Below are 13929 nucleotides of genomic sequence, written 5' to 3'. Positions count from 1 at the left end.
ACCCCTCATTTTTGCGACTGCTGCGCGGCCGAGCGGGAGCAAGCTCCCTCGCCACAAAGGACCGGGTCATATGAACAATTTCAATTCGGGCATTCGATGAAACGCTACGAAAAATTCGCCGACGACATCGCTGAACTGATCCGCTCCGGCGTTCTCGGCCCCGGCCAACGGGTGCCTTCGGTGCGCTACGCCAGCCAGACCCATGGTGTCAGCCCGTCGACGGTGTTCCAGGCGTACTACCTGCTGGAGCGCCGCGGCCTTATCCGCGCCCGGCCGCGCTCTGGCTACTTCGTCAACGCCCATGCACCAAGCCCGTTTTCCGAGCCGGTGATCAGCAGTCAGGTCAACGAATCCACCGAAGTCGACGTCAGCGAACTGGTGTTCTCGGTGCTCGACTCGATCAAAGACCCGAACACCGTGCCCTTTGGCTCGGCATTCCCCAGCCCGGCGCTGTTTCCGCTGCAACGGTTATCACGCTCCCTGTCCAGTGCGGCGCGGGACATGGACCCGCGCATGGTGGTCACCGACATGTCGCCGGGCAATCCGCACCTGCGCCGTCAGATCGCGTTGCGCTACATGGTCGGCGGCCTGATGCTGCCCATGGAAGAACTGCTGATCACCAATGGCGCCCTGGAAGCCTTGAACCTGTGCCTGCAAGCCGTTACCGAGCCCGGCGACCTGGTAGCCATCGAAGCGCCGGCGTTCTACGCGTGCCTGCAGATCCTTGAACGCCTGAAACTCAAAGCGGTGGAAATTCCCGTGCACCCGCGCGACGGCATCGACCTCGGCGTCCTTGCGCAGACCCTGGAACGGCATCCAATCAAGGTGTGCTGGTGCATGACCAGTTTCCAGAACCCCATGGGCGCGACCATGCCCGAGGCGAAGAAACAGGAAATGGTGGAGTTGCTGCGCCGACATCAGGTGCCGTTGATCGAGGACGATGTCTACGCCGAACTGTATTACGGCCAACACGCGCCGAAGCCGGCCAAAGCGTTTGATACCGAGGGCCTGGTGATGCACTGCGGCTCCTTCGCCAAAAGCCTCGCACCCGGTTATCGCATAGGCTGGGTCGCGGCCGGGCGTTACGCGCAGAAAATCGAACGGCTGAAACTCATGACGTCGCTGTGTGCGTCGATGCCCGCCCAGGCGGCAATTGCCGATTACCTGCAACATGGGGGTTACGACCGGCATCTGCGCAAATTGCGCTATGCCCTGGAGGAACAGCAAAGCGCGATGCTCGCCGCCATTGCCCGTTATTTCCCGGCGCAGACACGGGTCAGTCAGCCCGCCGGCGGGTACTTTCTCTGGTTGGAACTGCCGGCGCAGATGGATTCTTTGAAGTTGTTTCAGATGGCGCTGGCGCAAGGCATCAGCATTGCGCCGGGGCCGATATTTTCACCGACCCAGCGCTTCAGGAATTGCATCCGGCTGAACTATGGCAGCCCTTGGGATGAAGCGGCCGAGAAGGCGATGGAAACGTTGGGGCGGATCGTGCGGTCGTTTTAACATCAAAAGATCGCAGCCTGCGTCAGCTCCTACAGGGTATTGAGTACCTGTAGGAGCTGCCGAAGGCTGCGATCTTTGATCTTCAGGACTTACCGCCCGCCGCCCAGATCAACAAACGTCCCCGTCGCATACGAAGCCTTGTCCGACAGCAACCACACAATCGCCTCCGCCACTTCATCCGGCCGTCCGCCGCGAGCCATTGGAATGCCCGACTCCAGTTTGCTGACTCGATCCGGGTCGCCACTCAGCGCATGGAAGTCGGTGAAGATATAGCCGGGGCGTACGGCATTCACGCGAATCCCCTCACCCGCCACTTCCTTGGACAGGCCGATGGTAAAGCTGTCCAGCGCACCTTTGGAAGCGGCGTAATCAACGTATTCGTTAGGCGAGCCCAGGCGCGAGGCCACCGACGATACATTAACGATGCTGCCGCCCTGCCCGCCATGTTTGGGCGACATGCGCAGGATCGCGTGCTTGGCGCAGAGGATCGGCGCCATGACGTTGGTCTTGAGAATTTTGAGAATGCGAAATTCGGACATTTCATCGACCCGGGATTTGTGCCCGACAGTACCGGCGTTGTTCACCAGTGCGGTGACCCGGCCCAGCTCGTTGTCCACCCGATGAAAGAGGCCGATCACTTCATCTTCGATGCTGACGTCGGCGCGTACCGCGATGGCTTGAGCACCGAGGGCGCGCACCTGTTCGAGCACGTTATGCGCTGCTTCTTCGTCAGCCTGATAGTTGATGCAGATCCGGTAGCCCTGTTCGGCAGCCAGGAGTGCTGTCGCGGCGCCGATGCCTCGGCTACCACCGGTGATGACGATGACTTTGTCCATGCTGTCTTTCCCCATTTGCAAGCTTAAGCAGTCGGGGCCAAGAATAACCGGCATTCGCAGGATTTGCATGGTAAGCGTGCCGCCTTTGTGGCGAGGGAGTTTACTCCCGCTGGACTGCGCAGCAGGCCCCGTTTCTATGGGATAAGGGGGGCTGCTGCGCGGCCCAGCGCGAGCAAGCTCGCTCGCTCGCCACAGGTGGCCGTCAAACGGCTGCTAGCTGCTCTCCACGAACAATGTCCAGCATGAACCGCTCAGCCGGCAGCGGATGTCCGAGCAGGTACCCCTGCAACGAATCACACCCCAACTGCGTCAGGAAATCCTGCTGCATGTCGGTTTCCACCCCTTCGGCAACGATGCGTAAACCCAGTGCCTGGCCCAAGGCAACGATGGCCGATACGATCGCCGCGTCATCGCTGTCGCGTTCCAGATCGCGGACAAATCCACGGTCGATCTTCAGTTCATTGGCCGGCAGGCGCTTGAGGTACATCAGGCTTGAATAGCCAGTACCGAAATCATCGATGGACAGGTCGACTCCCATTTCCGACAAGGCCTGCAGCACGGTCATGCTCGCATCGGCGTCGCTCATCGCCGTGGTCTCGGTGATTTCCAGGGTCAGGCTGTTGGCGGGCAAATGGTGGGTGGCCAAGGCCGTGGCCACGCTCTGGACCAGGCCGACGTGACAGAACTGCAGCGCCGACAGGTTCACCGCGATGCGCCATTCGGTGTAACCAAGCACGTACCACTCGCGCATCTGCCGGCAGGCTTCGTTCAGTACCCACTCACCGATCGGAATGATCAGACCGGTCTTCTCCGCGAGCTCAATGAACTTGTCTGGCAACAGCATACCCTGAGTCGGGTGAACCCAGCGCAGCAGCGCTTCGGCGCCGACCGGCCGGCCATTGGCAGCGTCGAACTTGGGTTGGTAATACAGACTAAATTGCTGTTGTTCCACGGCAGCACGCAGGTCTTGCAGCAATTGCAGCTGTTTGCGTGCGTTGCTGTTCATGGACGCGTCGAAGAAGCTGTAGCCGTTTTTCCCAGCGCCTTTGGCGTGATACATCGCGGCATCGGCATTCATCAGCAACTCCTGAGCCGTTTCGCCGTTACCCGGATAGATCGCAATGCCGACGCTGGCGGAGATCTGCAAATCGTGTTCAGCGACACGAAACGAACGCCCGATCAACCCGACCTGCCGTGCTGCCAGATTCAGCGCGTCATTCTGTTCGGCCAGTTGCACCAGCAGGAGAAATTCGTCGCCACCAATTCGTGCCAGGGTGTCGTGGCTGCGCAGGTCCTCGCGCAGGCGAGCCGCGACTTCGCGTAACAACTGATCGCCCATATGGTGGCCGAACGCATCGTTGACCGGTTTGAAACCGTCCAGATCGATAAACATCAGCGCAAAGCAACCGCCTTGTTCGCGGACCATCAGCATCGCCTGGTCGATCCGGTCGGCGAGCAAGACCCGATTCGGCAGGCCGGTCAGGGGATCATGCAGGGCCAATTGCGTGAGTTCGCGGTTGGCTTCGGTCAGCGAACGGGCAAGACTCGCTGTGCGCGCTTCCATCCGCGCATCGAGAATCGAGGTCAGCAACGCAATGCTCAACACTGCCAGCGTGGTGATCAGCACCAGGTTGTCGAGGCCCTTGCTGTTCAGGCCGTTGACCGCCGCACCGCAGAAACTGCCGTCCGGAAAACGCGCCGCAGCCATCCCGGTGTAGTGCATGCCGACGATGGCGATGCCCATGATGATGGCCGCGCCACAGCGGATCAGAGCGACGTAAGGGGTGTTCTGGCGCAATCGGAAGGCGATCCACAACGCCGCTCCCGATGCGCCGACGGCGATCAGCAGCGAGGCCGTGAAGAGAGTGGGGTCGTAATCGATACCCGGCTGCATGTGCATCGCCGCCATGCCGGTGTAATGCATGGCGCTGATCCCGCCTCCCATGATCAACGCGCCGAACAGCAGTTGCCACGCGGGCAGTCGGGGTTGACTGACCAGCCACAGGGCGAAGCCGCAAGAGAGGATTGCAATGAGCAGCGACAGCGACGTGAGGGTGACGTCGTAACCCAGCTCAATGGGCAGCTTGAACGCGAGCATGCCGATGAAATGCATCGACCACACCCCGACGCCCATCGCCAGTGCACCACCCACCGTCCATAAATGCACGGCCCGGCCCTTGGCCGTGGCAATACGTTCGGTGAGGTCGAGCGCGGTGTAAGAGGCGAGAATCGCTACAAAAAGCGAAATGACGACCAGCGTGGGCGAATAGCTTCCGATGAGCATGTGGCTTCTCTGAATCCCCCCCGTACCGCTTCCCTTCTCGGAGGCTGAAAAGTGGCGATTGTACTGATTCCAAATGGGAACGCACTCACAAAATGAGCAAAATGCCAGCAGTCCGATGAAACGCTTGTTTGATTGCCAGAGAAGGCTCTAAACCGCACCCAATTCACTGTAGGAGCTGTCGAGTGAAACGAGGCTGCGATCTTTTGATTTTGTTTTTTTAAGACAAGATCAAAAGATCGCAGCCTCGTTTCACTCGACAGCTCCTACAGGTTCTACAGGTTCTATAGGTCCTACAGGTTCTACGGTTCGGTATGCCCGTCCCACCCGCCGCCCAGCGCTGCGATCAACTGCACACTGGCGATCAGACGACTCTGCAGCAGATCGAGCATGCTGCGTTCGTTGTTCAGGGCCGTGGCTTGAATCACCACCACGTCAAGGTAGGCAATCAAACCGGCCTTGTACTGGTTCTGGGTCAGGCGCAGCGACTCGCGGGCTGCGTCCAGCGCTTGCTGGCGCACTGCGGATTCGTTTTCCAGCACCTTGAGCTGAACCAGGTAATTTTCCACTTCACGGAAGCCATCAAGCACTGTCTGGCGGTACTTGGCCACGGTTTCGTCGTAGGCCGCTTCGCTGCGGTCGACTTCAGCCGAGCGTTGACCGCCGTCGAACAGGGTCATGGCCAGTTGCGGGCCGACCGACCAGAAGCGGTTCGGTACGCTGAACCAGTTGGAGGAAGTACTGCTGCTGTAACCGCCGTTGAGGCTCAGCGTCAGGTCCGGGTAATAGGCAGCCTTGGCCACGCCGATGTTGGCGTTGGCCGCCATCACTGAACGTTCGGCGGAAGCAATGTCCGGTCGCCGTTCCAGCAATTGCGATGGCAAGGTCAGCGGCACCTCTGGCAACACCGGAATGTTCCGGGATTCTGCCAGGCTGAAGTCAGCCGGAGGCAACCCGATCAGTACGGCAATGGCGTTTTCGAACTGTGCCCGCTGCCAGATCAGGTCGATCATGTCAGCCTGGGTGCTCTTGAGCTGAGTCTGGGCCTGCGCCACCGCATCCTTGCCGGAGACGCCTGCACGGTACTGGTTCTCAGTCATTTTCAGCGAGCGCTCATAGGCCTCGACCGTGGCTTCCAGCAGGCGCTTTTGCTCATCGATAACCCGCAATTGCAGGTAGTTCTGCACCAGCTCCGACTGTTGGCTCAAACGCATCGCCGCCAGATCGGCAAAACTCGCCTGGGCATTGGCGGTGTCAGCTTCAAGCCCACGACGCAGCTTGCCCCAGACATCCGCCTCCCAACTTACACCGGCCTGCGCCGAGTAGGTGTCGCGAATACCGCTGGAAGAACTGCTCAGGCTCGAACTGCTGCTCCCCGTGCCCTGGCTGGAGCGGTTCTTGCCAACGGTCAGGTCCACCGTCGGGAAAAACGCACCGCGCGCGCTGCGCACCAAGGCTTGGGCCTGACGGTACTGGGCTTCGGATTGAGCCACGGTCTGGTTGGCACTGTTGAGTTTCTCGATCAGTGCGTTGAGGTGCTGGTCGCCGTACAACTCCCACCAGGCACCTCGCGCCAGGGAATCACTGGGATTGGCTTGCCGCCATCCGGCAGCTTCTTTGTATTGCACCGGTGCCGCTGCTGGCGGGCGCTGATAATCCGGGCCGATGGCACAGGCACTGAGCATGCCCACGCACAGCGCCAGGCTCAACAATCGCGAGCCTCGGGCCGTGATCACCGGGGCAGCCAGGGAGAAAAGCGAACGGTCAGTCATAGCGGAGTTTCCAGAGCAGCATCAGTACGCACCCCACGCCAGTGGTTGAAGCGATGGCGCAGTTTGTCGAGATAGAGGTAAACCACCGGGGTGGTGTAAAGAGTCAGCACCTGGCTGAAGATCAGCCCGCCGATAATCGTCAGGCCCAATGGCTGGCGCATTTCCGCCCCTTCAGCGCGGCTGAGCAGCAAGGGCAAGGCGCCAAGAATTGCCGCCAGCGTGGTCATCAGGATCGGTCGCAGCCGTTGCAGGCAAGCGCTGCGAATGGATTCCAGCGGCGTCATGCCTTGATGTCGCTCAAGCTGCAACGCGAGGTCGATCATCAGGATGGCGTTTTTCTTCACCACGCCGATCAGCAGGAACAGCCCCAGCAACGAGATCAGGCTGAATTCCCCCCCGAGCGCGTAGATCGACAGCAGCGCCCCCACCCCGGCGGACGGCAGGGTCGACAGAATGGTCAGCGGATGAATGTAGCTTTCATAGAGCACGCCAAGCACCAGGTACACCGCGACCAACGCGCCGAGAATCATCCAGGGCTGACTCTTTTGCGTGGCGGCGAAAGCATCGGCGGTACCGGCCATTTTGACGATCACGTCCTCCGGCATGCCCAGTCGGGCGATTGCGCGCTCGATGGCGGCCGTGCCCTGCTCAACCGTAGTTCCTTCCGCCATGTCGAAAGAAATGCTCTCGGAGGCGAACTGACCTTCGTGGCTGACACGATCGTCTTCCAGGCTGGCTTCGTAATGGGCAATGGTCGACAACGGAATCCGCGCGCCGTCGGCGGTGATCACCTGAACCTGCTTGAGGGTGATCGGGTCCTGGGCGTATTTCGGATTGACCTCCATCACCACCTGATACTGGTTGAGGCTGTCGTAAATCGTCGAGATCTGCCGCTGGCTGTACGCGTTATTGAGCACCGACGTGACCATGTCCATGTCGACACCCAGGCGCTTGGCCTGGTCGCGATCAACGATCAGCGTCACTTGCTGGGCGCCACGGCCTTCGCGGGCGTCGATCGCCGTCAGTTCCGGCAGGGCCTTGAGCGCTGTGACGACTTTCGGGTACCACTCGCGCAACTCGCCCAGGTCGGCACTTTGCAGGATGTACGAGTACTGCGACGTGGTCTGTTCACGGCCACCGCCGAACTGCAGGTCCTGATCGGCCATGAGCATCAGCTGCGCACCTGCGACTTTGGGCATCTCTTTGCGCAGCCGTTCGATGACTTTCTGCGCGGAGAGGTTGCGTTCCTTGATCGGCTTCAATCGAACCAGCATGAACGCGTTGTTGGTTCCGTTACTGCCGCCGATGAAGCCCGCCACACTTTCCACCGCCTCATCCTTCAACACGGCGCGACGGAATGTTTCCATCTTCGGCTGCATCACGCTGAAGGACAAACCGTCGTCGCCCCGGACGAAACCGATCAGCTGCCCGGTATCCTGCTGAGGCATAAATGTTTTAGGAACAACGATATACAGCGCAATGTTAACCCCAACTGTCACGAATAAGCTGAGCAACGTCAGGCGTCGATGACGAAGTACCCAGTCGAGGCTGGTCGCATATTTGCCAACCATCCATTCGTTGGTACGCCGACTCCAGCGTTGCAGCCGGTTTTCCTGACCCGGCGTGTGCGGCTTGAGCCAGCGAGCGCAGAGCATCGGTGTCAACGTCAGGGAAACCACCAGCGACACCACGATGGACGCAGCCAGCGTGATGGAAAACTCGCGGAACAGACTTTCGATGATCCCGCCCATGAACAGGATCGACAGGAAGACCGCCACCAGCGAGACGTTCATCGACAGCAAGGTAAAACCGACTTCCTGCGCCCCGAGGTACGCGGCTTTCATCGGCGGCACGCCGTCGTCGATGTGCCGGGAAATGTTCTCCAGCACCACGATCGCATCGTCCACCACGAGACCGGTGGCGAGAATCAACGCCATCAGCGACAGGTTGTTCAACGAAAACCCGTACAGGTACATCACCGCAAACGTGCCCACCAGCGACACCGGCACCGCCAGCGTCGGAATCAGCGAGGCGCGGAAATTACCCAGAAACAGGAACACAACCAGTATCACCAGCGCCACGGCAATCAGCAGGGTCATTTCCGCTTCGTGCAGCGTGGCCTTGATGACGGGCGAGCGATCCATCGCCAGGTTCAGTTTGACGCTGGCCGGCAGTACGGCCTGCAGCGCCGGCAACTGAGCCTTGATCTCGTTGACCGTCTCAATGATGTTGGCGCCGGCCTGACGGTTGATCACCAGCAGAACGGCGGCGTCATCGTTGAAGAAACCGCTGTTGTAACGATCTTCGACGCCGTCGCTGACCTTGGCCACGTCCTTCAAGCGCAAGGCTGCACCGTCGGCGTAGTGAATGATCAGCGACTCGTAATCCTTGGCTTTTTCCAGCTGGTCGTTGGCCTGGACCTGCCACAACCGCTGGCCGTCCTCGACCGAACCCTTCGGTCGACGGACGTTGGCATTGGCGATGGTGTTACGTACGTCATCCAGCGCCACGCCGTATTGGTTGAGCGCCTGGGGTTCGAGTTCGATACGCACCGCGGGCAGGGAACTGCCGCCAATCTGCACTTCACCGACGCCCTGCACCTGGGACAGGCTTTGGGAAAGAATGGTCGAGGCCAGGTCGTAGAGCTGGCCCTTTTCCAGAACATCGGAGGTCAGCGACAGCACCATGATCGGTGCCTGGGACGGGTTGACCTTCTTGTAGGTCGGCATGCTGCGCATACCGCTCGGCAGCAAGTTGCGCGACGCGTTGATCGCCGCCTGCACTTCACGGGCCGCGCCATTGATATCGCGATCAAGGTCAAACTGCAGGATCACCCGGGTCGAACCCTGACTGGAGCGACTGCTCATGGTGTTCACACCGGCAATCGCACCAAAGGAACGTTCGAGCGGTGTGGCCACGGTCGACGCCATTACCTCCGGACTCGCCCCGGGCAGGCTGGCCTGGACCACGATCACCGGGAAGTCCATTTGCGGAAGCGGTGACACCGGCAACAGGCCGAAGCTCACGCCCCCCAGCAGCATGATCGCCAGGCTCAGGAGCATGGTCGCGACCGGCCGCTTGATGAAAGGTCCGGACAGGTTCATGGCTGCTCTACCGCTTCCACAGGCTCGGACTTGTGGCCCCAGCGACGGCCGAGACGGTCGAAATACAGGTAGATGACCGGGGTGGTGAACAGGGTCAGCACCTGACTCACCAGCAGACCACCCACCATCACCAGACCCAGTGGCTGACGCAGTTCCGCGCCGGAACCGGTGGCCAGCATCAAGGGTACGGCGCCGAACAATGCCGCCAGTGTGGTCATCAGGATCGGCCGGAAACGCAATAGCGCGGCCTGATAGATCGCCGTCTCCGGGTCCAGGCCTTGATTGCGTTCAGCGTCGAGCGCGAAGTCGATCATCATGATCGCGTTCTTCTTCACGATACCGATGAGCAAAATGATACCGATGATCGCGATCATCCCCAGGTCATTACCACTCAAAAGCAACGCCAGCAAGGCGCCGACGGCGGCCGATGGCAAGGTCGAGAGAATGGTTATCGGGTGGATGTAGCTCTCGTAAAGCACGCCCAGCACGATGTACATCGTCACCACCGCCGCCAGGATCAGCAGCAAGGTGCTCGACAGCGACGCCTGGAAGGCCTCGGCAGCACCCTGGAACTGCGTCTGCACGCCCAGTGGCATGCCGATGTCCTGCTGCACCTGCTCGATGATCTCCACCGCATGGCCCAGCGCGACGCCAGGGGCCAGGTTGAAAGACATCATCACCGCCGGGAACTGGCCGATGTGGGTAATGGCCAACTGCGCTTGACGCTCTTCGATATGCGCCAGGCTCGACAGGCGTACCTGGCCGCCATCGGTGGTCTTGACGTGTATCTGGTTCAGCGCGTCCGGGCCGATTTTCTCGCCGGACTGCGATTGAAGGACTACGCGGTATTGGCTGGCCTGGGTGTAGATGGTGGAAATCTGCCGCTGTCCAAACGCGTCGTACAAGGCATCGGTGATGTTGGCAACCGAAACACCGACTCGCGACGCGGCATCGCGGTCGATCACCAGGTAAACCTGCAACCCCTTGTCCTGCAGATCGCTGGCGACGTCTGTCAGCTCTGGTCGTTGCGCCAGGGCCTCGACCAGACGGTTGCTCCACAGGCTCAGCAACTCCGAATCCGGCGACGACATGCTGAACTGATACTGGGTGCGACTAACCCGGTCTTCGATGGTCAGGTCCTGTACCGGCTGCATGAACAGCCTGATGCCGATCAGTTTGTCTACTTCCGGCTGCAGGCGAGCGATGATTTCGGTCGCGCTCAGATCCCGCGCGCTGTGAGGCTTGAGGTTGATCAGCAAGCGACCGCTGTTGAGCGTGGCGTTGTCACCGTCGACGCCGATGTACGACGACAGGCTTTGCACCGCCGGGTCCGCGAGAATGATTTTGGCGAGGTCCTGTTGACGCTCGCTCATGGCCGCAAAGGAGATCGACTGCGGCGCCTCGGAAATCCCCTGGATAACCCCGGTGTCCTGCACAGGGAAGAAGCCTTTTGGCACGATCAGGTAGAGGAACACGGTCAACGCGAGCGTGCCGATGGCCACCAGCAACGTCAGCGGTTGATGCTTGAGCACCCACTGCAATTTGCGCCCGTATGCCGCGATCATCCAGTCGATGGCCGCACCACTGGCCCGATAGAAACGGCCCTGTTCTTCTTCCTTGGGTTCACGTTTGAGCAACCGCGCGCACATCATCGGCGTGAGGGTCAGGGACACCACCAGGGAGATCAGGATCGCCACCGCCAGAGTGATGGCGAATTCACGGAACAGGCGCCCTACTACGTCCGCCATGAACAGCAGCGGAATCAGTACGGCGATCAACGACAGCGTCAGGGAAATCAGGGTGAAACCGATCTGTTTGGCGCCCTTGAGCGCCGCATTCAGCGGTGTTTCGCCCTCTTCGATGTAACGGGAAATGTTCTCCAGCATGACGATCGCATCGTCCACCACGAAACCGGTGGCAATGGTCAGGGCCATCAAGGTCAGGTTATTGACCGAGAACCCGGCAAGGTACATCACGCCGAACGTACCGATCAGCGACAGCGGCACGGCCACCGACGGAATGATCGTGGCACTGACCCGTCGCAGGAACAGGAACGTCACCATCACCACCAGCGCGATGGCGATCAGCAACTCATGCTGTACGTCTGTTACCGAGGCACGAATGGTCTGTGTGCGGTCGGTCAGGACCGTGACCTCGAGGCCCGCTGGCAGGTTATCGGTGATGCTCGGCAGTAACGCCTTGATCCGGTCGACCACTTCGATGACGTTGGCGCCGGGTTGGCGCTGGATATTCAGCAATACCGCCTGGTTTTCGTTGGCCCACGCGGCCAGTCGTTCGTTCTCGGCACCATCGACGATTTCCGCTACGTCCTTGAGCCGCAACGGCGCGCCGTTGGCGTAAGCGAGGATCAGGTTGGCGTAGTCCTTGGGCGATGTCAGCTGGTCGTTGGCATCGAGCATCGACACCCGGGTCGGGCCGTCGAAGTTGCCCTTGGGCTGGTTGACGTTCGAGGCGCCGATCAGGGTGCGCACATCGGAGAGGTTCAAGCCATTGGCCGCGAGCGCCTCCGGGTTGACCTTGATCCGCACCGCCTGACGCTGGCCACCGGCAATGCTGACCATGCCGACGCCGCTGATCTGGGCGATTTTCTGCGCCATGCGCGTGTCGACCAGGTCATTGAGCTTGGGCAACAGCATGGTCTTCGAGGTGATGGCCAGGGTCAGTACCGGTGTATCCGCCGGGTTGACCTTGTTGTAGACCGGCGGTGCTGGCAAGTCCTTGGGCAGCAAGTTGGTGGCGGCGTTGATCGCGGCTTGTACCTGTTGCTCGGCGACATCCATGTTGATGTCGAGGCTGAAACGCAGGGTCAGCACCGACGCCCCACCGGAACTGGTCGACGCCATCTGCGTCAGGCCGGGCATCTGGCCGAACTGACGTTCCAGCGGTGCGGTCACGGCACTGGTCATCACATCGGGACTCGCGCCGGGATAGAGCGTCATCACCCGTATGGTCGGGTAGTCGACCTGGGGCAATGCCGACACGGGCAGCAACCGGTAAGCAATGATGCCGGCCAGGATAATGGCCAGCATGCTCAGCGTGGTGGCTACCGGGCGGAGGATAAACAGCCGCGAGATGTTCATGCGCCGCCCTTTTTCGCCTTGTCGACCGTCGCGTCAGGCGTGCTGGCCGCGGACTTGCCTTGCAGGTGTTCGGTCGGCGTGGCGGGTACGTCCTTGCTGTCGTTGACCACTTCCACTTCGCTGCCTTCCTTCAGGCGGTCGGTGCCTTCCAGGACCACGCGATCCCCAGCGGCAAGGCCTTCGGTGATCACCGTGTTGTCACCGTCGCTGACACCCACTTTCAACTGGCGAATCGTGACTTTCTTGTCGCCATCCAGTGCGTAGACAAAGGTGCCGTTGGTGCCGAACTGAATCGCTGCCGACGGTGCAAGCACGACGCCCTTGAGGGTGTCGGCCAGCAAGTGGATGTTGACGAACTGGTTGGGGAACAACGCTTGATCGCGGTTATCGTAACGGGCCTTGAATTTCAGGGTGCCGGTAGTGACGTCGATCTGGTTATCGAGGCTCTGCAGCACGCCGGTGGCCTGCAACTTGGTGTCGCCGCGGTCCCAGGCTTCGGCAGTCAATTTGGCCCCCGAGCGATAACGTTCCAGCACCACGCTCAAATTGTTTTCGGGCAAGGTGAAGGCAACGCTGATGGGTTGGGTTTGCGTGATGATCGCCAATGCGGTGGTGTCATTGGCCGCCACCAGATTACCCACATCCAGTTGACGCAGGCCAACACGGCCGGCGATTGGCGCACGAATCCTGGTGAATTCGAGATTGAGCTTGGCGTCGTTGACCGCCGCCTGATTGGTCTTGACCGTACCCTGATACTGGCCGACCAGTGCTTCGGCGGTGTCCAGAGTCTGTTTGGCGATACTGTCTTCGCGGAACAGACCACGATAGCGTTCGACATCGACCTGGGCGTTTTTCAACTGCGCCTGGTTTTGCAGCAAAGTGCCTTCAGCCTGCAACAAGGCATTCTGGTACGGACGTGGATCAATCTCGGCCAGCAGATCGCCGGCCTTGACCATCTGCCCTTCCTCGAAGGAAATCTTGATCAGTTCGCCGCCGACACGACTGCGCACATTGATCGTGTTGAGCGCGGTGACCGTGCCCAATGCCTTGTAGTACAGCGGGAAATCGCCCTTGACCGCAGGCGCCACCCGCACCGGAATCGGTCCGGTCGCCCCGCCGAAGCCGGGACGCATTCCGCCTGACTTACCCGTGTGCCCGGCGGCGGCCTTCTGCTCTGCGGCCACCTTTTGGTCACTGCCTGCCGGCCAGAATTTCCAGCACACGCCTGCGACAACCAACAGGACAAGCAGGCCGAACAGCCAGCGACGGGGACTACGGGAGGAGGATTGCATTGAATGATCAACCATTGGGCGCGTGGGCTTCTTTTAC

Annotated in this window: 7 protein-coding genes; 1 reads left to right on the top strand and 6 read right to left on the bottom strand. The window is 60.5% G+C overall.

Going from position 1 to position 13929, the window contains the following annotated elements; genetic code table 11:
- The first annotated feature begins 96 nt into the window (after window positions 1-96).
- Window positions 97-1506: a GntR family transcriptional regulator MpaR gene (mapR, locus tag ACA063_RS13975; RefSeq protein WP_497666349.1), complete on the top strand. Its 1410-nt coding sequence runs from the start codon at window positions 97-99 to the stop codon at window positions 1504-1506.
- 89 nt (window positions 1507-1595) lie between these two features.
- Here the strand turns inward: mapR and ACA063_RS13970 are convergent, their stop codons facing one another.
- From ACA063_RS13970 to ACA063_RS13945, 6 genes are all read right to left on the bottom strand, one after another.
- On the bottom strand, window positions 1596-2342 hold the full coding sequence (locus ACA063_RS13970) for an SDR family oxidoreductase (protein ID WP_497666348.1): 747 nt from the start codon (window positions 2340-2342) through the stop codon (window positions 1596-1598).
- A 202-nt stretch (window positions 2343-2544) separates the two neighbouring features.
- Entirely contained in the window at window positions 2545-4626 is a 2082-nt protein-coding gene (locus tag ACA063_RS13965; protein ID WP_497666347.1) for a putative bifunctional diguanylate cyclase/phosphodiesterase, read from the bottom strand.
- A 299-nt stretch (window positions 4627-4925) separates the two neighbouring features.
- Window positions 4926-6395, bottom strand: coding sequence for an efflux transporter outer membrane subunit (locus ACA063_RS13960; protein WP_497666346.1), 1470 nt, complete (start codon window positions 6393-6395; stop codon window positions 4926-4928).
- Window positions 6392-9499 (bottom strand): efflux RND transporter permease subunit, encoded by a 3108-nt coding sequence (locus tag ACA063_RS13955; protein WP_497666345.1) that lies wholly within the window; start codon window positions 9497-9499, stop codon window positions 6392-6394. The genes ACA063_RS13960 and ACA063_RS13955 overlap by 4 nt, the downstream gene beginning before the upstream one ends.
- Entirely contained in the window at window positions 9496-12600 is a 3105-nt protein-coding gene (locus ACA063_RS13950) for an MdtB/MuxB family multidrug efflux RND transporter permease subunit (RefSeq protein WP_497666344.1), read from the bottom strand. The genes ACA063_RS13955 and ACA063_RS13950 overlap by 4 nt, the downstream gene beginning before the upstream one ends.
- Window positions 12597-13907, bottom strand: coding sequence for an MdtA/MuxA family multidrug efflux RND transporter periplasmic adaptor subunit (locus tag ACA063_RS13945; protein ID WP_497666343.1), 1311 nt, complete (start codon window positions 13905-13907; stop codon window positions 12597-12599). The genes ACA063_RS13950 and ACA063_RS13945 overlap by 4 nt, the downstream gene beginning before the upstream one ends.
- Between the last annotated feature and the right edge of the window lie 22 nt (window positions 13908-13929).

The sequence above is a fragment of the Pseudomonas sp. LBUM1643 genome (assembly GCF_059716215.1).
This window is presented reverse-complemented; position numbering and strand designations above follow the sequence as displayed.

Excerpts from the sequence above, each read along its gene's own strand:
- ACA063_RS13965 (WP_497666347.1), bottom strand. The coding sequence starts at position 4,626 with ATGCTCATCGGAAGCTATTCGCCCACGCTGGTCGTCATTTCGCTTTTT.
- ACA063_RS13960 (WP_497666346.1), bottom strand. The coding sequence starts at position 6,395 with ATGACTGACCGTTCGCTTTTCTCCCTGGCTGCCCCGGTGATCACGGCC.
- ACA063_RS13950 (WP_497666344.1), bottom strand. The coding sequence starts at position 12,600 with ATGAACATCTCGCGGCTGTTTATCCTCCGCCCGGTAGCCACCACGCTG.
- ACA063_RS13955 (WP_497666345.1), bottom strand. The coding sequence starts at position 9,499 with ATGAACCTGTCCGGACCTTTCATCAAGCGGCCGGTCGCGACCATGCTC.
- mapR (WP_497666349.1), top strand. The coding sequence starts at position 97 with ATGAAACGCTACGAAAAATTCGCCGACGACATCGCTGAACTGATCCGC.
- ACA063_RS13970 (WP_497666348.1), bottom strand. The coding sequence starts at position 2,342 with ATGGACAAAGTCATCGTCATCACCGGTGGTAGCCGAGGCATCGGCGCC.
- ACA063_RS13945 (WP_497666343.1), bottom strand. The coding sequence starts at position 13,907 with ATGGTTGATCATTCAATGCAATCCTCCTCCCGTAGTCCCCGTCGCTGG.